Here is an 18,667-nt window from a genome sequence, read left to right as displayed (position 1 = left end):
GGGGTGTTTCTGCAACTGGCCTGCGTCCAGCGCAACCAAGTGCAGTCATGGATCACCCACCGCTGGCCCGAGGACGTGGTCGGCGAGTCCATTGACCCCACGCGCGGGCAGCCGATGCCGGATCACCTGATGGCGCACTACGATGCGCAGGCTTGAGCGGCAGCTCTGCGAGACCGTCCGCAAGCAGTGTCGCGGGCAGCGGTGCCCTGTCCCCGAGGCGGGCCGCGACCTGGCGCAGGCCTTCGGGCAGATGGCGGCCGCGCGGTCTTGGCATGCGAACGGGCCGAACCCGATCGGCTTCCACGAGATCGAGGCATGGTGCCGGCTGATGCGGGTGCCGCTCAGGCCCGAGCACGTCGCGATCCTCCGGGCGATGGATAACGTCTGGATCGAGGAGTTCCACAAGAAGCGCGATCAGGGCGCGGATGGAGGGATGAAGACCCTGCCTCCGATCTCACAGCAGCCCCTCACTGCCGCCCTGTTCGACGCGATGATGGGCTGACGAGATAAGGCGCGGGCGTGCCCGGCGGTCCTCTTCCCGCCAATCGCCTGGGGTAAGACGGTGAGTGCCCGAGCAGTGTCATACCCATAAACCCCGTCAAGGCGCGGCCCTTCCACCTCCTGGGGGCGCGGCGCAGGTGGCCACGGCGACACCGGGGGCGACCACTGGCCCGAGCATGGGCCGCCCGCGTCTGGGCAGGGGCCGGCTGCAGCGGGATGTTGCAGCCGGCCTTTTACTGCCGGATCAGCCACCCATACGAGGGATGCTCGAAGTCATCTTGCTGATGTTTTCCTTCTTTCGACGATCTTCGCTCACAAAGTAATCAGCCGCAGCCCGGAGGTGAGCCAGATTACTGTTCATCTTCTTCAGTTCCGCCAGGATTGCTTCGTTGGTGTCGAGTTCTTGATCAGCCATCTCATTCTCCAAATACCCCTGAGCAGGATGGAGCGAACGGCCGGTCAGCGCAATTTGTCTGTGCAGAAAAGCAAAGGCCTCCGGGGTTACCGGAGGCCTAACAGCACTGGCCAAGAGCTTGCTTTCGCCCGGACTGACCAGTGGCCCTTGGTAGGGTCTTAATGCGGATGCCGAAGCAGCGCCGCGACGCATGTAAAATGGATAGTCACAGGTTGACTGTCAAGCGTCCCAGCCCGAGGCCATGCAACACGCAACCCTGCACGACCTTCATCATCTCAGTCGGGAGCGTCCGCGTCTGATAGACCCGTTTGCCTGTCCGGTCCTTGTCCAAGCGCACCATCTCCAGCCTGTGGAAGCCCGCAGCATAGACCATGTCGCCTTTGACCCAACGGACGCGATTGCCCCATTTTGCCGGAAGCTGGAACGGGACCACGATCTCGGCGTGATAGGGCATCATGTGCTCCGGCTTGGTCGTGCTGAGCGGCACGATGGTGCAGAGGCCGAAGCGATGCTGGATCGGCGGAGAGAGCACGACCGCCAGACGGGTCTTCACCATCTCGGGCTCAACAAACCCCTGGTCGAAACTGGCGACCACGAGGGTGCCGGCGGGGGGTGCATATTTGAGCGGCATGAGGGGCGAAACCTGCAGGGGTAAAGGGGCGGACGGGGCGTCCCTGACCTATTATCGGACAGCGCTCAACCCCCGAGCCTGTGCCGTTCCTTTCCAGATAAACGCCTCAGTGCATATTATCGGACAGGAACGGGACCATCGACCCGATTATCGGGCAACCTCTACCTTGCGGAGCGCCACGCCTGGTCCGTTGCCGTTCTCAGGCAAGAACACGACCCCGGCGGCCGCTAAGGCGGAGTGGAGGGCGAGATGTCAAGCGTAATCGAAATCGTCCTCGCCGATGGGGTATTCTTTCCTGAGCCTCACACCCACGCCTTCGCCTTCGTCCGCAATGAACTCCACGCCTGCGTCCTCAAGGGCGGTCTGGATGGCCGCGATAGTCGCGGCTCTGGGTGTCCGTTGATCTTTTTCGAAGTCGATCAAGGTGGCTCGGGCTATGCCTGCTCTCTCAGCAACATCGCCCTGTTCAAGGCCGAGTAGGGCGCGGGCAGCGCGACATTGTGCGGGTGTCATCTCGAATCCGACTTGAAGTCAGACTTATTGTCTGACATGGTGTCAGATACTAGCCCATTTTGGAGACCCTGACAAATGGAAACGAAAGAACGCGTCCGCGCGAACACTCCCGGCTTGTCTCGCCGCAGCTTGATCGCCTCCATGCCCATGCTCGCGCTGGCTGCGGTTCCGAAAGCCCAGGCAAGCGGGGACTTGGCGTTCCCGGCCGAAACGCCAGTCGCGGCCCTGTTCCGCGAATGGGAGCGGATCAATGAGGAAGTTCACGCGGCCTACGCGGCTGATGATGATGACGCGGGGGACCGCGCGTATGCTGCCCGTTGGGCGCATGAGCAAATCCTCATCCATGAGCCGAGCCAATGCGAACGGGACGTGCTTCTCAAGATCGCTGTTTGGACAGATACGGGCGAGAGTGATCTAGAGGTCGGAAATCCGCACCTTGCGACAGTCTGGGCCGAGCTGCGCTCCATGTTCGGTGCCCGCGCCCTGATCGGCGCCTGAGATAAATGCCCGGCGGCGCCAGTGAGGACCGCCGGGCAACTATTATACGAAGGGCGTGACCGCAGGTTTCTCGACCTCTTCAACGATCAACGCGATCTGCCTGCTGGTTGGCTGATAGTGCCGCTCGGTGACACGATAAACCCGCTCAACCAAGCCACGCGGAGGCGCATCGAACAGGTAGTCTCCTACTGCCGGCATAAATCCAGCAGGGACGTCGAGATCGGGCAGGGGGGCAGGATCATAAGCGCCGCCTGGGTTCGCGATGAAGCAGCGGGCGACCTGCGGCCACTTGTCTTCATTGTTCAGTTTCATGAGGTCATCCTATGTTGCATGAGGGATCAGTCCCGCTTTCCGTGTGGCACACATTTACCCTTGATGCCAAGCTAAATGCGTGCTACGCAGTGAGCATGAAATCTGGTCCTTTCCTTTCGATGATCGCCGATACCTTCGCCGTGGAGGGAAAAACGGTGACGGTCTATGCCCGTGCGCTGAAAGAGGCCGGGCTGCTGACCACTGGCGCGCGTGGCGTGAACGCGCCCGATATGACGGCGCTTGATGCCGCGCGCATGACGATTGCTTTGCTCGCCTGTGACGGGCCGTCGCAAGCAGTCGAGCGGGTGCAGCGGTTCGGACAACTACAGTATTCCCCGACGCTGAGGAATGGCCGGACGTGGCGTGAGACCATTCGCACCGACGAGTTCACCAGCATGTTCTCGGGCGCGAAGACGCTGGAGGAAGTGCTATCGTTTATCTTCAGCCTCTATCTGGACCGCTCCCTCGATGATGCCTCGGCCTGGTTCGGGCAGCATGTGCTGTCCCTGACGATCCATCCGGGTGACGCTCTGGCGGAGCTTGTCCAGTGGGTCCACGACGACGCAGGGAAACTCCGTGGCGAGCGTGTCGTGCCGTTTAAGGGCAGCAGGCACGGACAGCGCGGCCTACTCGTGGCGCGAACCGCTGCCCCTGCCACCCTGAGCATGGTCGCTGCAGCCCTTTGGGCGGCCGGGCGGGAGGAGGCTCACTGATGGCGAACCGTCCCGCCCCCTTCAAGCAAATCGACGTGACACGAGCCGCAAAGGGCGTTGTGGCCGCTGGGCTGCCGGTGGGACGGGTCGAGATCGACCGCGAAGGCAAAATCGTGATCCTTATCGCGGACGGTAGTTCGTCCGTCGATAAAAACGATTGGGATTGAGATGAAAAAGGCCGACCGCTTTCCCCGTGCCAAGTCCTACCCCGACCGCCATGGCAAGCGCCGTTGGCGATATCGTCATAAAGGGCTCACGGTAGAGTTGGGCACTGAGTGGGGGAGCGAGGAGTTCTGCCGCCGCTACGCTGACGCCGAGAATGGGCAGAAGACCAGTAAAGGGGTGGGGACAGGCCGCACCGTCGTCGGCACGCTGAACGACCTAGCTATCCGATTTTATAAGCTGCACCTGCCTACCGTCGCCGAAAGCACCGCAGCCAATTATCGCGCCGCCATCGAGCCCTTGCGAGTAAAGCATGGGCACAAGCGCGTCTCACACATGGCGCGGCGTCACGTCGTCGCGATCAAGGCCGAGATGGCGGACACCCCGCAACAGGCGAACAAGACGCTCAAGCGGCTATCGCAGATGATGGAACTCGCGAAGGACTTGGAGTGGCGAACCGATAATCCCGTTGACGGAGTGAAGCTCTATCCGAACAATCCGGGCGGCTTCCACACGTGGGACGAGGGCGAAATCGCCCGGTTCTACGAAGTCTACGAGATCGGCAGCGTGCCGCACCTAGCGATGACGTTGATGCTCTACACGGGCGCGGCGAAGTGTGATGCGGTGAAGTTGGGGCGCGGGAACATCCGCGACGGGCGGCTTGTTTATCGCCGGAACAAGACCCGCCGGAATCCTGAGGGTGTCGAGGTCAACATCCCGATCCACCCTTACCTTGCAGAGACACTGGCTCACCTTCCGCCGGACAGCTTACCTTCTTGCAGACGAGGGATGGCCTGTCCCGGTCGGTGAAGGGCGTGGGAACGTCCATGCGGAAATGGTGCGACAAGGCCGAACTGCCGCTGTGCAGCTCGCACGGCCTGCGGAAAGCGATCTGTCGCAGGATCGCGGAGGCGGGCGGCACGGCGTTCTCGATTATGTCCGTGAGCGGACACATCAGCCTGAAAGAGGCGCAGAAATACTGCGAGGAGTTCGGTCGCAAAAGCATGGCCGACTCCGCTATCGCAAGCCTTCCCAGCGGGGCGCAGGGGGAACAAAAGTTGACGAACCACCCCGCAAGGTTCGTCAAAAAATCGCGCAAGGGGTTGAAATGACTTACCAAAACGCGGGGTTTGGTAGGCCCGGAGGGACTTGAACCCCCAACCAAGGCGTTATGAGCGCCCTGCTCTGACCATTGAGCTACAGGCCCGCGCCCGAGGGCTGTCGCAAATGCGGGCGCGCGGGTCAAGGAAAACCGGGGCAGGCGGGCGGCTTTGATTGTCTGCGCCGGACGGCTGGGCTATCCAGCGTCCAAGCAAGAGGGATGGGCGACATGACCAGGGCGGATGGCAGGGGCGGACTTACCTACGCGCAGGCGGGTGTGGATATCGACGCTGGCAATGCATTGGTGGAACGCATCAAGCCCGCCGCCGCGGCAACGGCCCGGCCGGGGGTGATGTCGGGACTCGGCGGCTTCGGCGCGCTGTTCGACTTGAAGGCGGCGGGCTACGCCGATCCGGTGCTGGTCGCGGCCACCGACGGCGTCGGCACCAAGCTGCGCATCGCCATCGAGACCGGAGAGATTGACGGCGTCGGCATCGACCTTGTGGCCATGTGCGTGAACGACCTCGTCTGCCAAGGCGCCGAGCCGCTGTTCTTCCTTGATTACTTCGCCACCGGCAAGCTGCAGGTCGATGAGGCCGCCCGCGTCATTGCCGGCATCGCCGAAGGTTGCCGGCGTTCCGGCGCGGCCCTGATCGGCGGCGAGACGGCCGAGATGCCGGGGATGTATCACGGCGGCGACTTCGACCTCGCGGGCTTTGCGGTGGGCGCCATGGAACGCGGCGCGCATCTGCCGCAGGGCGTGGCCGAGGGCGACGTGCTTCTGGGCCTGGGCTCGGATGGTCTCCATTCCAACGGCTTCTCGCTTGTCCGCAAGGTGGTCGAGACGACGGGCCTCGGCTGGTCCGATCCCGCGCCCTTTGCCAAGGGGCCGCTGGGCCGGGCGCTGCTGACGCCGACGCGGCTTTACGTCCGTCCGGTGCTGGAGGCGATCCGCGCGGGTGGCGTCCACGGGGCCGCCCATGTCACCGGCGGCGGCATCACCGAGAACCTGCCCCGCGTCCTGCCCGAAGGCATGGGCGTCGAGGTCAACCTTGACAGCTGGCAGGCGCCTGCCGTGTTCCAGTGGCTCGCCGATGCGGCACGCATCCCGGAACGCGAGATGCTCAAGACCTTCAACTGCGGCATCGGCATGATCCTTGTCGTGGCCCCCGACCGGGCACGGGCGTTGACCCGGATGCTGCGCGACGCAGGCGAGCGCGTGGTCGAGATGGGCGAGGTCGGCGGCGGCAATGGCGTCGGCTATACCGGCACCTTGTGGTAAAACGCGTCGCGATCCTGATTTCCGGCGGCGGATCGAACATGGTCGCGCTGGTCCGCTCGATGACCGGCGATCACCCGGCGCGGCCGGTGCTGGTCGCCTCGAACGATCCCGCCGCGGCCGGTCTTGTGCGCGCCGCCGAGATGGGCGTGCCGACCGCAGCCGTGGATCACCGACCCTTCCGCGGCGACCGCGCGGCTTTCGAGGCCGCGCTGCTTGAGCCGCTGCTTCAGGCCGAGCCGGACATCCTCTGCCTCGCGGGCTTCATGCGGATTCTCACGCCCGCTTTCGTGCGTCGGTTCCAGGGCCGGATGCTGAACATCCATCCCTCGCTTTTGCCGAAATACCCCGGCCTGCAAACCCATGCCCGCGCCCTTGAGGCAGGCGATAGCGAAGCCGGGGCAACCGTCCATCTGGTGACACCGGTTCTGGACGACGGCCCGATCCTTGGTCAGGCCCGTGTGGCGGTCGAAGCCGGTGACACGCCCGACACGCTTGCCGCCCGGGTGCTGACGGCAGAGCACCGCCTTTACCCGATCGTGCTGCGGCGCTTTGCCCAAGGCATCACCGACTGCATCGACCTTTAGCCGGTTCTTCTTTGTCGAAGTATCCCCGGATCGTCGTACATGACGATGGGGCAGAGTTCCGGTCGGGCCGTGCAGCCGGAATTCACCGTTCCGGCAGCAGCCCCCGCGGCGCAAAGCGCAGCACCAGCAGCAGCACCAGGCCCATCGCGACATAGCGCATCTGCGGCGCGCTTTCGATCAGGTGTCGCTTGAACCCTCCGTCCGACAGCGGCGAGGTCAGCAGCGACATCGCGGCAGGCCCCCAGACCTCGGCCTTGATCCAGAGAAACCAGATCAGCACCGCGCCCAGGACCGCGCCCCAGTTGTTGCCCGAGCCGCCCACGATCACCATGACCCAGATCAGGAAGGTATAGCGCAGCGGGTTGTAGCCGCCCGGCGCCATCAACCCGTCCAGCGTCACCATCATCGCCCCCGACAACCCGATCACCGCGCAGCCGAGGATGAACAGGTGCAGGTGGCGGCGGGTCACGTCCTTGCCCATCGCCTCGGCTGCCGTCTCGTTGTCGCGGATCGCCCGCATCATCCGCCCCCAGGGTGAGTATAGCGCCAGTTCCGACAGCAGGATCAGCGTCAGCAGCACCGCCACGAAGACCGCGGCATAGCACAGCTTGACGTAGATGGCCGATGCGGTGGTCGGGTCCATGGCCCAGCGGGCGGCAGCCTCGACAAAGGCGGGGTTGGCCTGCAGGTCAAGCTCGTAGGGGACGGGGCGCGGGATGCCGGTGATGTTCAGCACGCCGCGGGCCAGCCAGCCCTCGTTCCGAAGGATGGCGACGATGATCTCGCCGATGCCGAGCGTGGCGATGGCAAGATAGTCCGAGCGCAGTCCCAGCGCGACCTTGCCGATGCCCCAGGCGGCGATGGCGGCAAAGACCATGCCGACCGGCCAGCTCAGCAGCACCGGCAGGCCAAGCCCGCCGATATTGCCGGCCTTGGAAGGGTTGTTCGCCTCGATGGCGGCCACTGCCGGGTCGAACAGCATCCGCGTCGCGACATAGCCCGCGATCACCACCAGCGCCGCGACCCAGAAACGCGCCGCGCCCTTCAGCCGCGTGGCCGCTGCTGCCGCAATCACCAGCGTGGCAAGCCCGACCGCCAGCGCCAGCACCATCTGCGGCCCCCCGGCCGCCCAGGCGCCCTGCACCGGCCGGGTCGAGATCAGCACCGGCGCAAGGCCACCCAGCGCCACGAAGCCCACCACGCCCGCGTTGAACAACCCGCCATAGCCCCAGATCATGTTGACGCCCAGCGCGGTCACCGCCGAGATCAGCCCCATGTTCAGGATCGACAGCGCGCTGTTCCACGACCCCGAGAACATCGCGTTCGAAACCGTGCCCTCCAGCACGACCAGCAGGATCACCGCCGCGAACAGCAGCGGCGCGCGCCAAGGGCTCGCGGAGGTTTCGGCCTGACGGTTGGCGCTCATTCAGGCCTCCTCAATAGGCTTTGCCGCGGAACAGCCCCGTGGGGCGCACCAGCAGAACGACGATCAGGATGACGAAGCTGATCGCCAGCTTGTATTCGGTGCCCAGCATCTGCAGCAGGCCCTCGGGTGCAAAGCCGAGGTATTCGGCAATCTTCTTCCACGGATATGTCAGCGCGACCTCGGAAAAGGCGATCAGGAAGCCGCCCGCGATGGCGCCGATGGGGCTGCCGAGGCCGCCCACGATGGCTGCCGCGAAAACCGGCAGAAGGATCTGGAAATAGTTGAAGGCCTTGAAGGACTTGTCCAGACCGTAGAGCGTCCCCGCCAGCACCGCGAGGCCGGTGGCGATGATCCAGGTCAGCCGCACCACGCGGTCGGGATCGATGCCCGACAGCAGTGCCAGGTCCTCGTTGTCGGCATAGGCGCGCATGGCCTTGCCGGCGCGGGTGCGGTTCAGGAAGACGAACAGCGCCCAGACGGCCAGCGCCGCGATCACCAGCGTGATCGCCTGGGTGGTCCTGAACGCAAGGCCCTCTCGCAGCCCGGTCATCTCTCTGAACTGCGGCACCGAGATGACGAAGCGGGCGCCGTCCGCGAACTGGATCTCGTCCACGCCGATCACGAGGCGCGTCAGGCCGTTCATCACGAACATCACGCCGACCGAGGCCATGACGACCACGATGGGCGCGGCGCGCACCCGGCGGTAGTGACGATAGACCCAGCGGTCGGTCAGCAGCGCCATGGCCGCCGTCAGCGCCATGCCCAGCGGCAGAACCAGCAGGGCCGAGGGCAGGGGGCCGAAGGATACCCCCAGCGACTGCAACCCCCAGGTCAGCAGGATCACGATGGCCGTGCCGAAGGCCATGGTGTCGCCATGGGCGAAGTTGGAAAACCGCAGGATGCCGTAGATCAGCGTGACGCCAAGCGCGCCCAGCGCCAGCTGCGCGCCATAGGCCGCGGCCGGGATGACCACGAAGTTCAGGATCGCCACGAGGGCGTTGAGAATGTCCATCAGAGGCTTTCCCTCGCAGGCCGGGCCTGTCCGTTATGTCCTGCCATCGTCAGCCCCCCAGGAAGGTGCGGCGCACCTCGGGGTCGGCCATCAGTTCGGCCCCGGTGCCGGTATAGCGGTTGGCGCCCTGCACTAGCACGTAACCCACATCGGCAATTTCCAGCGCCTGCTTGGCGTTCTGTTCCACCATCAGGATGGAAATGCCGGTGCGCGCGATCTCGATGATGCGGTCGAAAAGCTCGTCCATGACGATGGGCGACACGCCCGCCGTCGGCTCGTCCAGCATCAGCAGCTTCGGCTGCGTCATCAGCGCGCGGCCGACCGCGACCTGCTGGCGCTGGCCCCCCGACAGCTCGCCCGCGTTCTGACGGCGCTTGTCGGCGACGGCCGGGAACAGCTCATAGACCTGCTGCATGGTCTGGCGGTAATCGTCCTGGCGGATATAGGCGCCCATCTCCAGGTTCTCCTCGACCGTCATGGTCGGGAAGACGTTGGCGACCTGCGGGACGAAGCCCATGCCCGCCTTGACGCGGTCCTGCGGGTTCAGGGCGGTGATGTCCTGCCCGTCCAGCCGGACGCTGCCTTCGCGCAGCGTCAGCATCCCGAAGATCGCCTTCATGGCCGTGGACTTGCCCGCGCCGTTCGGGCCGACGATCACCGCGATCCGGCCCTTCTCGACCGCCAGCGTGCAGCCGTTCAGGATGTCGGCCTTGCCATAGCCGCCGCGCATGTTCTCGCCGATGAGAAAGGGGTCGCCGACCGGGCCGGGCCGGGCCGGGCCGCTGCGGTGGATGCCCTGGGAAGTTCCGGCGGGACGCGGGTTCACGACCGAGGCGTCGCGGTTGCCGCGATTGGCAAAGGGATCGCTCATGCCCCGACCTTGTCCTTGTTCTTGAGTCCGCGGCCCAGGTAGGCCTCGATCACGGCCTCGTTTTCCATGATATGGGCGGCAGGCCCCTCGGCCAGCACCTTGCCCTCGGCCATGACGATCACCGGGTCGCAGAGCTTGCCGATGAAGTCCATGTCATGCTCGATCACGCAGAAGGTATAGCCGCGTTCGCGGTTCAGGCGGATGATCGCGTCGGCGATGGTGCCCAGAAGGGTGCGGTTCACGCCGGCGCCGACCTCGTCCAGAAAGACGATCTTGGCCTCGACCATCATGCAGCGGCCGAGTTCCAGCAGCTTCTTCTGCCCGCCGGACAGGTTCCCCGCCTTCTCCTCGGCCACATGGCTGATGGTCAGGAAATCCAGCACCTCGTCGGCGCGGGCGCGCAGCGCGCGTTCTTCCTCGGCGATGCGCCTGCGGCCGAACCAGGTGTTCCACAGGCTTTCGCCCGTCTGCCCCGGCGGCACCATCATCAGGTTCTCGCGCACCGACATGGACGAGAACTCGTGCGCCATCTGGAAGGTGCGCAGCAGGCCCTTGTGGAACAGCTCATGCGGCGGCAGGCCGGTGATGTCCTCGCCGTCCATGACGACGCGGCCCGAGGTGGGCGGCAGCACGCCCGCAATCACGTTGAACAGGGTGGACTTGCCCGCGCCGTTCGGACCGATCAGCCCGGTGATCGAGCCGGTGCGGATCGTCAGGCTGGCGCCATCGACGGCCCGGAAGCCGCCGAAATGCCGGTGAAGGTCGTGGACCTCGATCATGCGCGCTCCGATTCTTCCCGCCGGGTTCCCTAGACGACCAGAGGGCCGTTCGCCAAGAAAAACCGGATGCGGCGCCCGGATGGGCGCCGCGGACCTTGCATCAGGATCAACGGGTGCGAACCGCGTTCAGGGTGCCGCCCTTGAATTCGACCTCGCGATAGGTGCCCGCGCTTTCGCCCGCGCCGACCAGTTCGACCGCCGAGGCGCCGACATAGTCCACGTCCTGCCCCTGCGAGATCAGTTCCAGCGCGCGGTCGAGCTGACCGGGCATGATCTGCTCGCCCGGCGCATTGGCCACGTCCATCACCTTGTCCTTGTAGACGCGGGGATCGGTGGACTTTGCGGCCTCCATCGCCAGCAGGATCAGCGCCGCCGCGTCGTAGGCTTCGGCGGCAAAAGCATCCGAGCCCTCGAAGCCCGCGTTTTTTGCCAGCGCGATGAAGGCGTCGCGGCCCTCGCCCTCGGCCGAGGGGTTCTGGCCGAAGGAATGTTCAAGTTCAGTGCCGAACTTGTCCACCAGCGCCTGCGTCACCATCCCGTCGGTGAAGACGAAGGTGTCGAAGGCCCCCGAATCCAGGGCGCCCCGCACGATGCCCGAGCCGCCCTGATCGACATAGCCCGCGACGACCAGCGCATCGCCCCCGGCCGCTGCCAGGGCGGCGACCTCGGCCGAATAGTCGGCCTTGCCGTCGTCATGCGCGGCGTTGATCGTGATCGTGCCACCCTTGGCCGCGAAGGATTCGGCGAATGAATCCGCCAGACCCTTGCCGTAATCGTTGTTGGTGTAGGTCACGGCGACATTGGTGATGCCGCGGTCGGTGATGATGTCGGCCATCACTTCGCCCTGGCGGGCGTCGGACGGCGAGGTGCGGAAGAAGAAGTCCCTGTCGTCGATGGTGCTGAGCGCGGGCGAGGTCGCCGAGGGCGAGATCATCACCATGCCGTTCGGCACCGCCACGCGTTCAAGGCTGGCGATCGTCTCGCCCGAACACATCCCGCCCACGATGCCGTTGACCCGGTCCGAGGTCACCAGCCGCTCGACCGCCGAGACCGAGGCGGCCGCATCCGCGCAGGTGTTGTCGGCCTGCACGACGCTTACCGCGCCGCCGCCCAGCAGCTTGCCGGAATCGCTGACCTCCTTCGCGGCCAGTTCGACCCCCTTCAGCATCGAGGGCGCCATCGATTCCAGCGGCCCGGTGAAGCCCAGCGAGACGCCCAGCTTCACGTCCTCGGCCAGTCCGGCCCCGGCCGTCAGCGCCAGCACGGCGGACGCCATCAGAAAACGGTTCATGTCATTCCTCCCAGTATGTGTTGCATCCCGTTCAGGCGCGGGATTGCCGTGGTGACCGCCCTCCTGCGGTCGTGAAACGCCCCGGCGCGGGTGTCCGGCCCGGGCGGATAGGATCAGCGGATGCGGACGGTGTTCATCTGGCCGCCGGCGAAATCCACCTCGCGGTAGGTGCCGGCGCTTTCGCCCGGCTCGATCAGCTCGACCGCCGAGGCGCCGTCATAGTCGATGTCGGTGCCCGCCGCGATCAGTTCCAGCGCGCGGCCGATCTCTCCGGCGCTGATCTTTTCGCCCGGCGCGTTCGCGACCTCCATCACCTTGTCCTTGTAGACGCGGGGATCGGACGAGCCCGCCGCCTGCATCGCCAGGATCAGCAGCGCAGCCGCGTCATAGGATTCGCCCGCAAAGGCCGAGGTGCCGTCGAAGCCCGCCGCCTGCGCCAGTTCGTTGAACTTCGTCCGGCCTTCGCCATCGGACGACGGGTTCTGGCCGAAGGAGGTCTCGAGCTCGGGCCCGAAGCGGTCCACCAGCGCCTGCGCGACCATGCCGTCGGGCAGGATGAAGGTCTCGAACGCGCCCGAATCCAGCGCCCCGCGCATGATGCCCGATCCGCCCTGGTCGACATAGCCCACGACCGCCAGCGCATCGCCCCCTGCGGCTGCCAGCGCCCCGACCTCGGCCGAATAGTCGGCCTTGCCGTCGTCATGGGCCTGCAGCATCGTCACGGTGCCGCCCTTGGCCTCGAAGGCGGCGCGGAAGGATTCCGCCAGCCCCTTGCCATAGTCGTTGTTCGTATGGGTGATCGCGACCGACTGGATCCCGCGCTCCTGCGCGATCCCGGCCATCACCTCGCCCTGCCGGGCGTCCGAGGGCGAGGTGCGGAAGAAGAAGCCTTGGTCCTGGATGTCCGTCAGCGCGGGCGAGGTCGCCGAGGGCGAGATCATCACGATCCCGTTCGGCACGCCCACGCGTTCCAGGCTGGCGATCGTCTCGCCCGAGCACATGCCGCCCATGATGCCCTTGACGCCTTCGGCCGTGACCAGCCGTTCCACCGCCGCGACCGCTGCTGCCGCATCGGCGCAGGTGTTGTCGGCGCGCACCGGCGTGATGGTCGAGCCGTTGAGGAACTTGCCCGAGTCGTTGGCTTCCCGGATCGCCATCTCTGCGCCGTTCGCCATGTTCGGCGACATCGATTCGAGCGGTCCGGTGAAGCCCAGCGACAGCCCGATCCTGACGTCCTCAGCCACTGCCAGCCCCGCGCTGAACGCAAGGGCGGTCGTGGCCAGAAACAGCTTCTTCATGCGGTCTTCCCCCTGATTGGACCTTTTGTCCTTGTTCGCGACACTAGGGCGGCGTTTTTTGAAAGAAAAGCGTGTCGTGAGGGACAGGATTAAACGCGCCGCAACGTTTCCGCGGCAGGCTGCCGGTTGCCCGACTCAGGGTTTATTCCCTGGGCCAAGACCTTTATAACCCTGCAATCCGCAGGAGATGAGCCATGCCGCAGCAGACGCCCGACATCGACCGCAACGCAGCGCGCGCCAGCGACTGGCAGCGCGGAAGCTGGCGTTCGCGCCCCCGCGTGCAGATGCCGGATTATCCCGACGCCGCCACCCTTGGCGCCGTCGAGACGCAGCTTGCCAGGTTCCCCCCGCTGGTCTTCGCGGGCGAGGCGCGCCGGCTCAAGGCGCAACTGGCTGATGTGGGGCAGGGGCGCCGCTTTCTTCTGCAGGGGGGCGATTGCGCCGAAAGCTTCGCCGAGTTCACGGCCGACAACATCCGCGACACCTTCAAGGTGATGCTGCAGATGGCAGTGGTGCTGACCTGGGGCGCGCAGATGCCGGTGGTCAAGGTCGGCCGCATGGCGGGCCAGTTCGCCAAGCCCCGCAGCGCGCCCACCGAGGTGATGGGCGGCGTCGAACTGCCCAGCTACCGCGGCGACATCATCAACGGCTTCGACTTCACGGCCGAGGCGCGGGTGCCCGATCCGGCGCGGATGCTGCAGGCCTATACGCAGGCGGCGGCCTCGTTGAACCTGCTGCGGGCCTTTTCGACCGGCGGCTATGCCGACATCCATCGCGTGCAAAGCTGGATCGCCGATTTCACCGACGGGCCCGAGGCCGCGCGCTACCGCGACATCGCCGACCGGATTTCCGACGCGATGGCCTTCATGCAGGCGGCGGGCGTGACCTCGGAAACCGCGCATGAACTGGGCACGGTCGAGTTCTACACCAGCCACGAGGCCCTGCTGCTGGAATACGAGGAGGCGCTGGCGCGGATCGATTCCACCACCGGGCTGCCCGTCGCCGGCTCGGGACACATGATCTGGATCGGCGACCGGACGCGGCAGGTCGATGGCGCCCATGTCGAATTCTGCCGGGGCGTGCAGAACCCGATCGGTCTGAAATGCGGCCCGTCGATCTCGACCGACGACCTCAAGGCGCTGATCGCGCGGCTGAACCCCGACAACGAGCTCGGCCGCCTGACGCTGATCGCCCGCTTCGGGGCGGGCACGGTCGGCGACCACCTGCCGCGGCTGATCCGGGCGGTGCGCGAGGAAGGGGCCGAGGTTGTCTGGTCCTGCGATCCCATGCACGGCAACACGATCAAGTCGGCCTCGGGCTACAAGACCCGGCCGTTTGAATCGGTGCTGCGAGAGGTACGCGAGTTCTTCGAGGTCCATGCCGCTGAAGGCACCGTCCCCGGCGGGGTGCATTTCGAGATGACCGGCCGCGACGTGACCGAATGCACCGGCGGCGTGCGGGCGATCACCGACCACGACCTGTCGAACCGCTATCACACCGCCTGCGACCCGCGCCTGAACGCCAGCCAGTCGCTGGAACTGGCCTTCCTCGTGGCCGAGGAACTGCGTGCCCGCCGCACCGGCACCCCCGTGCGGCTTCGCGATGCAAGCTGACAACCGAGAAGGACGGCGGCCTGTCGGGCGCCGTCGTCAGTCGTTCGAGATAATGCGGAAGCGCAGGCGCCGTTCCTCGGGGGTGTCATCCTCGTGGACATGGGCGCGCGGTTCCGCGGGCTTCCACGACGCCGCGGGCTCTGCGAAGCCTGCGGCGGAAGGCGAGGGGGGAAGCAGCCGCCCGCCCTCGATGACGGGGTCGGCCCGTTCGGCCATCAGGTCGAAGCGGCGCGGCGCGGTCCCGATCTCTCCCTCGGACACAAGGCAGCCCAGCACGCGCGTCACGTCCCCCAGGTCGGACCGCAGCGGCAAAAGCAGCATCCGGGCCGTCAATTCCGGCGCGCCGTAGGAACCGGGCGAGGCCATCTCGATCTCGGCGATCTGCGGCCCCTGAAGCACGGCTTCAAGCACATCCGACAGCCTGCCGCGCGATCCGGGATGCATCAGCGCGCAAAGCGGCATGCCCCGGACCTCCATTCCCATCAAGTCGACGAGGTGCTGCCCGGCCAGCCGGAACCGCGCGCCGCCCGGACCCACCCGTTCAAGGATGAAGGCATATTCCAGCGCGCCGCCCAGACCCTGCGGCGTCACGTCGGCGCGTGAGGGCACCGCGCGGCCATGGCGCAGCGATGCCCAGTAGGCCCGCAACTCGGCCAGGATGCGGGATGGCTGCCGCGGACCGAAATCCGCCAGCCGCAGCACCCGGTCCAGTGCCTCGCCAATGCTGTTGCTGTCGTTGCCCTCGATCATCACTGCGAATCCTCACTCGTGATAAAACATCCATAACGTGGAAACAGGTAAATTCACCGGGTAATCGCAGCCGCTTGCCGGCTCAGGTCTCGGTCACCGGAGGACTTGGGGCCTCGCGGGGCTCGCGGGGCGGGCGGCCGACGATCTCGCGCAGGGCGTCCAGCTCGATGAAGTTGTCGGCCTGCCGGCGCAGCTCGTCGGCGATCATCGGTGGCTGGCTGCGCATGGTGGACACCACCGACACCCGCACCCCCTGCCGCTGCAGCGCCTCGACCAGCGGGCGGAAGTCGCCGTCACCCGAAAACAGCACGGCATGGTCCAGGCGCGGCGCCAGTTCCATCGCGTTGACGGCAAGCTCGATGTCCATGTTGCCCTTGACCCGCCGCCGGCCCATCGAGTCGGTGTATTCCCGCGCGGGCTTGGTCACGATCGTGTAGCCGTTGTAGTTCAGCCAGTCGATCAGCGGGCGGATCGGGGAATATTCCTCGCTTTCCAGAAGGGCGGTGTAGTAATAGGCGCGGATCAGCTTGCCGCGGCGCTCGAACTCCTGCCGCAGCAGCTTGTAGTCCAGGTCAAAGCCCAGCGACTTCGCGGCGGCGTGCAGATTCGAGCCGTCAACAAACAGCGCCAGCCGGTCGTCCTTGTAAAACAATGCCTTGCCCCTTCAAACTCAAGCACTGGAAATGGTTTGCAGAAGCTAGCTCTCGTCGCGATGGGTGCAAACCTGTTTTCTTCGACAGGTTGCCCGGCTGAAACCCTGCGCCAAGCGCTGCGCGCGATGCCGGCCGAGGGGCTGGCCATCACGCGGCTCAGCCGCTTCTGGCGCACGCCTGCGCATCCGCCCGGGTCGGGACCGGACTATGTCAATGCCGCCGCAGCCGTCGCCACCGGCCTTGATCCGGCGGGGACGCTTGAGGCCCTGCACCGGATCGAGGCGGCCTTCGGGCGCAGCCGCGACGGCGTCCGCTGGCAGTCGCGCACCCTCGACCTGGACCTGCTGGCCATGGGCGACGGGGTGCTGCCCGACGCCGCGACGCAGGACCACTGGCGCAGCCTTGCCCCCGAGGCGCAGGCGCTGCAGGCGCCACAGGGGTTGATTCTTCCGCATCCGCGTCTGCAGGACCGGGGCTTCGTGCTGGCGCCGCTGGCCGAGATCGCACCCGGCTGGCGTCATCCCCGCACGGGGCTGACGGTGGCGCGGATGCTGGCGGGCCTGCCGTCGCAGGCCCTTGCCGGCATGGCGCCGGTCGATGGTTCACCTTGACTTTTCATGTGGTAGCTTCCACTTATGCCATCTTGCTCTTTCAGCTGATTCGGAGAGGTGTTGCATGGCACGCGTGACCGTCGAGGACTGCGTCGACAAGGTTCCGAACCGCTTTGACCTGGTGATGCTCGCCGCCCACCGCTCGCGTGAGATCGCCTCGGGTTCGCCTGTGACCGTGGACCGCGACAACGACAAGAACCCCGTCGTCGCCCTGCGCGAGATCGCCGACGAGACCCAGCCTGTCGATGAACTGCGTGAGCGGATGATCGAGCAGTTCCAGACCCAGATCGAGGTCGACGAGCCGGAAGAGGACGCGATGGCGCTGCTGCTGGGCGCCGAGGTGGATCGTCCCAAGCCCGCCGACGAGGAATCCGAGGAACGGATGCTTCGCATGATGCTTGAAGCGCAAAGCCGCGGCTGAGGCGACGGAGCGGGCGGATCTTCGCTTGGAGAAGTTCGACGTCGAGGACCTGATCGCGCTTGTCCGCAACTACAACCCGCGGACCAATGCCGAACTGATCCGGCGGGCCTATGACTATGGCCGCCGGATGCACGAAGGGCAGTTCCGCCATTCGGGCGAGCCCTATTTCACCCATCCGGTCGCTGTCGCCGCCATCCTGACGGAAATGCGGCTGGACGATGCCACCATCGTCACCGCGCTGCTGCACGACACCATCGAGGACACCCGCTCCACCTGGGCCGAGGTCGAGCAGATCTTCGGGCGCGAGATCGCCGATCTGGTCGATGGCGTCACCAAGCTGACCAACCTTCAGCTTTCGGGCACCCATTCCAAGCAGGCGGAGAACTTCCGCAAGCTGTTCATGGCGATGTCGCGCGACCTTCGCGTGATCCTGGTCAAGCTGGCCGACCGGCTGCACAACATGCGCACGATCAAGTCGATGCGTCCCGAAAAGCAGGTGCAGAAGGCGCGCGAGACGATGGACATCTATGCGCCGCTGGCCGGGCGCATGGGCATGCAGTGGATGCGCGAGGAGCTTGAGGACCTCGCCTTCAAGGTCATCAACCCAGAGGCCCGCAACTCCATCATCCGCCGCTTCGTCACGCTGCAGAAGGAAAACGGCGACGTCATCCCGCAGATCACCGGCGACATCCGCGCCGCGCTGGACGCCGAGGGGATCGAGGCCCATGTCTTCGGTCGCGCCAAAAAGCCTTTCAGCGTCTGGCGCAAGATGCAGGAAAAGCAGCTGACCTTCAGCCGCCTGTCCGATATCTACGGCTTCCGCATCATCACCCGGTCCGAGGCCGACTGCTACCGCACGCTGGGGATCATCCACCGCAAGTGGCGCGCTGTGCCGGGGCGGTTCAAGGATTACATCAGCCAGCCCAAGTCGAACGGCTACCGCTCGATCCACAGCACCGTGTCGGCCCGCGACGGCACCCGCGTCGAGGTCCAGATCCGCACCCGCGCGATGCACGAGGTGGCCGAAGCCGGGGTGGCCGCGCATTGGGCCTATCGCGACGGCGTCCGCAGCAAGAACCCCTTTGCCGTCGATCCGGGCGAGTGGCTCGCCAGTCTCACCGAGCGGTTCGGAGAGGAGAACCACGACGAGTTCCTCGAGCATGTCAAGCTCGAGATGTATCAGGACCAGGTCTTCTGCTTCACCCCCAAGGGCGACGTGATCCAGTTGCC

24 protein-coding genes and 1 tRNA gene are annotated in these 18,667 nt (G+C 65.9%); 12 read left to right on the top strand and 13 right to left on the bottom strand.

Annotated features, from left to right (window positions below; genetic code table 11):
* Positions 1-142: 142 nt before the first annotated feature.
* On the top strand, positions 143-502 hold the full coding sequence (locus Q4F04_RS09545) for a hypothetical protein (RefSeq protein ID WP_303369600.1): 360 nt from the start codon (positions 143-145) through the stop codon (positions 500-502).
* A 243-nt stretch (positions 503-745) separates the two neighbouring features.
* Here the strand turns inward: Q4F04_RS09545 and Q4F04_RS09540 are convergent, their stop codons facing one another.
* The 3 genes from Q4F04_RS09540 to Q4F04_RS09530 all read right to left on the bottom strand — a co-directional run bounded on the left by Q4F04_RS09540 (position 746) and on the right by Q4F04_RS09530 (position 2,060).
* Positions 746-1,030 (bottom strand): hypothetical protein, encoded by a 285-nt coding sequence (locus Q4F04_RS09540; RefSeq protein WP_303369599.1) that lies wholly within the window; start codon positions 1,028-1,030, stop codon positions 746-748.
* A 91-nt stretch (positions 1,031-1,121) separates the two neighbouring features.
* On the bottom strand, positions 1,122-1,547 hold the full coding sequence (locus Q4F04_RS09535) for a type II toxin-antitoxin system PemK/MazF family toxin (RefSeq protein ID WP_303369598.1): 426 nt from the start codon (positions 1,545-1,547) through the stop codon (positions 1,122-1,124).
* 252 nt (positions 1,548-1,799) lie between these two features.
* Positions 1,800-2,060 (bottom strand): helix-turn-helix transcriptional regulator, encoded by a 261-nt coding sequence (locus Q4F04_RS09530; protein WP_303369597.1) that lies wholly within the window; start codon positions 2,058-2,060, stop codon positions 1,800-1,802.
* Positions 2,061-2,135: 75 nt separating this feature from the next.
* On the opposite strand from Q4F04_RS09530, the gene Q4F04_RS09525 reads away from it, so the two are divergent.
* Positions 2,136-2,558 (top strand): hypothetical protein, encoded by a 423-nt coding sequence (locus Q4F04_RS09525; protein ID WP_303369596.1) that lies wholly within the window; start codon positions 2,136-2,138, stop codon positions 2,556-2,558.
* A 42-nt stretch (positions 2,559-2,600) separates the two neighbouring features.
* Here Q4F04_RS09525 and Q4F04_RS09520 read toward each other — a convergent pair whose 3' ends face one another.
* Positions 2,601-2,870 (bottom strand): hypothetical protein, encoded by a 270-nt coding sequence (locus tag Q4F04_RS09520; protein ID WP_303369595.1) that lies wholly within the window; start codon positions 2,868-2,870, stop codon positions 2,601-2,603.
* Between the two features lie 89 nt (positions 2,871-2,959).
* Here Q4F04_RS09520 and Q4F04_RS09515 point away from each other — a divergent pair, with 89 nt between their 5' ends.
* The 4 genes from Q4F04_RS09515 to Q4F04_RS09500 are packed head-to-tail and all read left to right on the top strand — an operon-like array spanning position 2,960 to position 4,857.
* Complete coding sequence (locus Q4F04_RS09515) at positions 2,960-3,583, top strand: hypothetical protein (protein ID WP_303369594.1); 624 nt, start codon at positions 2,960-2,962, stop codon at positions 3,581-3,583.
* Entirely contained in the window at positions 3,583-3,750 is a 168-nt protein-coding gene (locus Q4F04_RS09510) for a hypothetical protein (protein ID WP_303369593.1), read from the top strand. Before Q4F04_RS09515 ends, Q4F04_RS09510 begins: the two co-directional genes overlap by 1 nt.
* Position 3,751: 1 nt before the next feature.
* The gene (locus tag Q4F04_RS09505) at positions 3,752-4,555 is read left to right on the top strand and encodes a hypothetical protein (RefSeq protein ID WP_303369592.1); all 804 of its coding nucleotides are present in this window, start codon (positions 3,752-3,754) and stop codon (positions 4,553-4,555) included.
* 17 nt (positions 4,556-4,572) lie between these two features.
* Positions 4,573-4,857 carry a hypothetical protein gene (locus Q4F04_RS09500; RefSeq protein ID WP_303369591.1) on the top strand — a complete coding sequence of 95 codons (285 nt, stop codon included), beginning with the start codon at positions 4,573-4,575 and terminating at the stop codon, positions 4,855-4,857.
* Positions 4,858-4,876: 19 nt separating this feature from the next.
* Here Q4F04_RS09500 and Q4F04_RS09495 read toward each other — a convergent pair.
* A tRNA-Ile gene (locus tag Q4F04_RS09495) sits at positions 4,877-4,952 on the bottom strand.
* A gap of 123 nt (positions 4,953-5,075) precedes the next feature.
* Between Q4F04_RS09495 and purM the strand changes: the two genes are divergently transcribed.
* Both purM and purN read left to right on the top strand, forming a co-directional pair.
* A complete protein-coding gene (gene purM / locus Q4F04_RS09490) occupies positions 5,076-6,128 on the top strand; it encodes a phosphoribosylformylglycinamidine cyclo-ligase (protein ID WP_303369590.1) in 1,053 nt (350 codons plus the stop codon).
* Positions 6,122-6,712: a phosphoribosylglycinamide formyltransferase gene (gene purN / locus Q4F04_RS09485; protein ID WP_303369589.1), complete on the top strand. Its 591-nt coding sequence runs from the start codon at positions 6,122-6,124 to the stop codon at positions 6,710-6,712. The genes purM and purN overlap by 7 nt, the downstream gene beginning before the upstream one ends.
* Before the next feature lie 82 nt (positions 6,713-6,794).
* On the opposite strand, the gene Q4F04_RS09480 is transcribed toward purN, so the two are convergent.
* The 6 genes from Q4F04_RS09480 to Q4F04_RS09455 all read right to left on the bottom strand — a co-directional run bounded on the left by Q4F04_RS09480 (position 6,795) and on the right by Q4F04_RS09455 (position 13,389).
* On the bottom strand, positions 6,795-8,138 hold the full coding sequence (locus Q4F04_RS09480; protein WP_303369588.1) for a branched-chain amino acid ABC transporter permease: 1,344 nt from the start codon (positions 8,136-8,138) through the stop codon (positions 6,795-6,797).
* A 10-nt stretch (positions 8,139-8,148) separates the two neighbouring features.
* The gene (locus Q4F04_RS09475; RefSeq protein WP_303369587.1) at positions 8,149-9,150 is read right to left on the bottom strand and encodes a branched-chain amino acid ABC transporter permease; all 1,002 of its coding nucleotides are present in this window, start codon (positions 9,148-9,150) and stop codon (positions 8,149-8,151) included.
* A gap of 49 nt (positions 9,151-9,199) precedes the next feature.
* On the bottom strand, positions 9,200-10,021 hold the full coding sequence (locus tag Q4F04_RS09470) for an ABC transporter ATP-binding protein (RefSeq protein WP_303369586.1): 822 nt from the start codon (positions 10,019-10,021) through the stop codon (positions 9,200-9,202).
* On the bottom strand, positions 10,018-10,800 hold the full coding sequence (locus Q4F04_RS09465) for an ABC transporter ATP-binding protein (protein ID WP_303369585.1): 783 nt from the start codon (positions 10,798-10,800) through the stop codon (positions 10,018-10,020). Before Q4F04_RS09465 ends, Q4F04_RS09470 begins: the two co-directional genes overlap by 4 nt.
* A 106-nt stretch (positions 10,801-10,906) precedes the next feature.
* A complete protein-coding gene (locus Q4F04_RS09460) occupies positions 10,907-12,091 on the bottom strand; it encodes an ABC transporter substrate-binding protein (RefSeq protein WP_303369584.1) in 1,185 nt (394 codons plus the stop codon).
* Between the two features lie 113 nt (positions 12,092-12,204).
* Positions 12,205-13,389, bottom strand: a complete 1,185-nt coding sequence (locus Q4F04_RS09455) for an ABC transporter substrate-binding protein (RefSeq protein ID WP_303369583.1) — start codon at positions 13,387-13,389, stop codon at positions 12,205-12,207.
* Between the two features lie 194 nt (positions 13,390-13,583).
* Between Q4F04_RS09455 and Q4F04_RS09450 the strand changes: the two genes are divergently transcribed.
* The gene (locus Q4F04_RS09450) at positions 13,584-15,002 is read left to right on the top strand and encodes a class II 3-deoxy-7-phosphoheptulonate synthase (RefSeq protein WP_303369582.1); all 1,419 of its coding nucleotides are present in this window, start codon (positions 13,584-13,586) and stop codon (positions 15,000-15,002) included.
* A 36-nt stretch (positions 15,003-15,038) separates the two neighbouring features.
* Here Q4F04_RS09450 and Q4F04_RS09445 read toward each other — a convergent pair whose 3' ends face one another.
* Complete coding sequence (locus tag Q4F04_RS09445; protein WP_303369581.1) at positions 15,039-15,752, bottom strand: PAS domain-containing protein; 714 nt, start codon at positions 15,750-15,752, stop codon at positions 15,039-15,041.
* A gap of 82 nt (positions 15,753-15,834) precedes the next feature.
* Positions 15,835-16,404, bottom strand: coding sequence for an NYN domain-containing protein (locus Q4F04_RS09440; protein WP_303369580.1), 570 nt, complete (start codon positions 16,402-16,404; stop codon positions 15,835-15,837).
* Between the two features lie 36 nt (positions 16,405-16,440).
* Here Q4F04_RS09440 and folK point away from each other — a divergent pair, with 36 nt between their 5' ends.
* The 3 genes from folK to Q4F04_RS09425 all read left to right on the top strand — a co-directional run.
* Positions 16,441-17,016 (top strand): 2-amino-4-hydroxy-6-hydroxymethyldihydropteridine diphosphokinase, encoded by a 576-nt coding sequence (folK, locus tag Q4F04_RS09435; RefSeq protein WP_303369579.1) that lies wholly within the window; start codon positions 16,441-16,443, stop codon positions 17,014-17,016.
* A 64-nt stretch (positions 17,017-17,080) separates the two neighbouring features.
* Positions 17,081-17,437, top strand: a complete 357-nt coding sequence (gene rpoZ / locus Q4F04_RS09430; protein ID WP_303369578.1) for a DNA-directed RNA polymerase subunit omega — start codon at positions 17,081-17,083, stop codon at positions 17,435-17,437.
* Positions 17,438-17,462: 25 nt separating this feature from the next.
* A partial coding sequence (locus tag Q4F04_RS09425; protein ID WP_303369577.1) for a bifunctional (p)ppGpp synthetase/guanosine-3',5'-bis(diphosphate) 3'-pyrophosphohydrolase occupies positions 17,463-18,667 on the top strand: 1,205 nt, incomplete at its 3' end.

The sequence above is a fragment of the Paracoccus sp. (in: a-proteobacteria) genome (genome assembly GCF_030536915.1).
Lineage (GTDB): Bacteria > Pseudomonadota > Alphaproteobacteria > Rhodobacterales > Rhodobacteraceae > Paracoccus.
Note: the sequence above shows the minus strand (reverse complement) of the source record. Positions and strands in the feature narration are given on the sequence as shown.

Bases quoted from the DNA above. Each gene is read 5' to 3' on its own strand.
- Q4F04_RS09545 (WP_303369600.1), top strand. From the start codon at position 143: ATGCGCAGGCTTGAGCGGCAGCTCTGCGAGACCGTCCGCAAGCAGTGT.
- Q4F04_RS09535 (WP_303369598.1), bottom strand. From the start codon at position 1,547: ATGCCGCTCAAATATGCACCCCCCGCCGGCACCCTCGTGGTCGCCAGT.
- Q4F04_RS09530 (WP_303369597.1), bottom strand. From the start codon at position 2,060: ATGACACCCGCACAATGTCGCGCTGCCCGCGCCCTACTCGGCCTTGAA.
- Q4F04_RS09525 (WP_303369596.1), top strand. From the start codon at position 2,136: ATGGAAACGAAAGAACGCGTCCGCGCGAACACTCCCGGCTTGTCTCGC.
- Q4F04_RS09520 (WP_303369595.1), bottom strand. From the start codon at position 2,870: ATGAAACTGAACAATGAAGACAAGTGGCCGCAGGTCGCCCGCTGCTTC.
- Q4F04_RS09510 (WP_303369593.1), top strand. From the start codon at position 3,583: ATGGCGAACCGTCCCGCCCCCTTCAAGCAAATCGACGTGACACGAGCC.
- Q4F04_RS09505 (WP_303369592.1), top strand. From the start codon at position 3,752: ATGAAAAAGGCCGACCGCTTTCCCCGTGCCAAGTCCTACCCCGACCGC.
- Q4F04_RS09500 (WP_303369591.1), top strand. From the start codon at position 4,573: ATGCGGAAATGGTGCGACAAGGCCGAACTGCCGCTGTGCAGCTCGCAC.
- purM (WP_303369590.1), top strand. From the start codon at position 5,076: ATGACCAGGGCGGATGGCAGGGGCGGACTTACCTACGCGCAGGCGGGT.
- Q4F04_RS09480 (WP_303369588.1), bottom strand. From the start codon at position 8,138: ATGAGCGCCAACCGTCAGGCCGAAACCTCCGCGAGCCCTTGGCGCGCG.
- Q4F04_RS09475 (WP_303369587.1), bottom strand. From the start codon at position 9,150: ATGGACATTCTCAACGCCCTCGTGGCGATCCTGAACTTCGTGGTCATC.
- Q4F04_RS09470 (WP_303369586.1), bottom strand. From the start codon at position 10,021: ATGAGCGATCCCTTTGCCAATCGCGGCAACCGCGACGCCTCGGTCGTG.
- Q4F04_RS09465 (WP_303369585.1), bottom strand. From the start codon at position 10,800: ATGATCGAGGTCCACGACCTTCACCGGCATTTCGGCGGCTTCCGGGCC.
- Q4F04_RS09460 (WP_303369584.1), bottom strand. From the start codon at position 12,091: ATGAACCGTTTTCTGATGGCGTCCGCCGTGCTGGCGCTGACGGCCGGG.
- Q4F04_RS09455 (WP_303369583.1), bottom strand. From the start codon at position 13,389: ATGAAGAAGCTGTTTCTGGCCACGACCGCCCTTGCGTTCAGCGCGGGG.
- Q4F04_RS09450 (WP_303369582.1), top strand. From the start codon at position 13,584: ATGCCGCAGCAGACGCCCGACATCGACCGCAACGCAGCGCGCGCCAGC.
- Q4F04_RS09445 (WP_303369581.1), bottom strand. From the start codon at position 15,752: ATGATCGAGGGCAACGACAGCAACAGCATTGGCGAGGCACTGGACCGG.
- rpoZ (WP_303369578.1), top strand. From the start codon at position 17,081: ATGGCACGCGTGACCGTCGAGGACTGCGTCGACAAGGTTCCGAACCGC.